The organism is Ruegeria sp. AL12, assembly GCF_056540885.1.
This window is the reverse complement of sequence record NZ_JBQFXN010000042.1, coordinates 1-1,464: the sequence shown is the minus strand read 5'-3', so window position 1 is coordinate 1,464 and position 1,464 is coordinate 1. Positions and strand designations below refer to the sequence as shown.

Annotated in this window: 2 protein-coding genes; both read right to left on the bottom strand. The window is 62.7% G+C overall.

Features of this window, described 5'->3' with window-relative positions; all coding sequences use genetic code 11:
- A partial coding sequence (locus tag ACR0C6_RS21155; RefSeq protein WP_480621066.1) for a glycine dehydrogenase occupies positions 1-929 on the bottom strand: 929 nt, incomplete at its 3' end.
- A 114-nt stretch (positions 930-1,043) separates the two neighbouring features.
- Positions 1,044-1,409: a glycine cleavage system protein GcvH gene (gcvH, locus tag ACR0C6_RS21150; protein ID WP_209505056.1), complete on the bottom strand. Its 366-nt coding sequence runs from the start codon at positions 1,407-1,409 to the stop codon at positions 1,044-1,046.
- Positions 1,410-1,464: the final 55 nt, after the last annotated feature.

The window sequence follows — 1,464 nt, the reverse complement described above, 5'->3', positions numbered from 1 at the left end:
CCACGGCTGTCTATGCTGACGCCGATGATCCGGCCCGGCATCGCGCGTTTCAGCTTGTCAGTGGTCGCCATGTAAGCGGCATGCGGGCCACCATAGCCCATCGGCACGCCAAAGCGCTGGGTCGAGCCGATGGCGATATCCGCGCCCATCTCGCCGGGGGATTTCAGCAGCGCCAGTGACAGGATATCGGCGGCGACAACGGCGATGGCGTTATGTTCATGCAGCGCCGCGATCTCGTTCGTGAAGTCGCGCACATGGCCATGGGTGCCCGGATACTGGAAGATCGCGCCAAAGACGGCACCTGCATCCAGCTGATCGGGATCGCCCACCTGCACGTCGATGCCCAAGGGTTCGGCGCGGGTTTTGATGACCGCGATGGTCTGCGGATGACAGTTGCGATCCACGAAGAAGGCCGCGTTATTGGCCTTGGACCGGCCGCCGCGCTTGGCCATCGCCATGGCTTCTGCTGCGGCTGTGGCTTCGTCCAGCAGGGACGCGTTGGCCACATCGAGCCCGGTCAGGTCGCTGACCATGGTCTGGAAGTTCAGCAGCGCCTCAAGCCGGCCCTGGCTGATCTCGGGCTGATAGGGCGTGTAGGCCGTGTACCAGGCCGGGTTTTCCAGGATGTTGCGCAGGATCGGCGCCGGGGTGGTGGTGCCGTAATATCCCTGACCGATCAGCGAGGTCAGAACCTTGTTCTTGCCCGCCACCTGCTTCATGTGAAAGAGCGCATCGCGTTCCGTCATCGCCGGGCCCCAGTCCAGCGGTTCCTTCTGCCGGATCGCGGGCGGGACGGTAGCGTCGATCAGCTGGTCCAGCGTCTTGAAGCCGATCACCTGCAGCATGTCGCGCATCTCGGTCGGGCTGGGCCCGATGTGGCGGCGATTGGCGAAGTCATAGGCTTCGTAGTCGGTCAGTTTGAAGGCCATTGCAGCGCTCCTCAAGGATAGGTCAGGTCCGGCGGAGACGGCAGGAGCCTCCGGCGGGAGTATTTGGAAAAAGATGAAGCGGGGAGCCCCGGTCTCTGGGGCTCCGGGCCGGATTTAGCCGATGAAGGCCTTGTAGCCGGCTTCGTCCATCAGATCTTCCAGCTGCGCGGCATCGGCGATCTTGATCTTGTAGATCCAGGCCTCGCCCTCGGGGTCGTCGTTCAGCGCGCCGGGGTTGTCAGCCAGCGCCTCGTTCACTTCCGTAATCTCGCCATCAACCGGCGCGTAAAGCTCGGAGGCGGCCTTGACGGATTCGATCACGCCGATCTCGCCATCCTTCTCGAACTCGTCGCCCACCTCCTGCTGCTCGACAAAGACCACCTCACCCAGCTGCTCGGCCGCGTGTTTGGTGATACCCAGCGTGGCCGTGTCGCCGTCGACCGCCAGCCATTCATGCTCTTCGGAATAATAGGTTGCCATGTCTCTCTCTCCTGACTTCAACGCTTGTAATTTTGTTTGACGAAGGGCAGCGCCA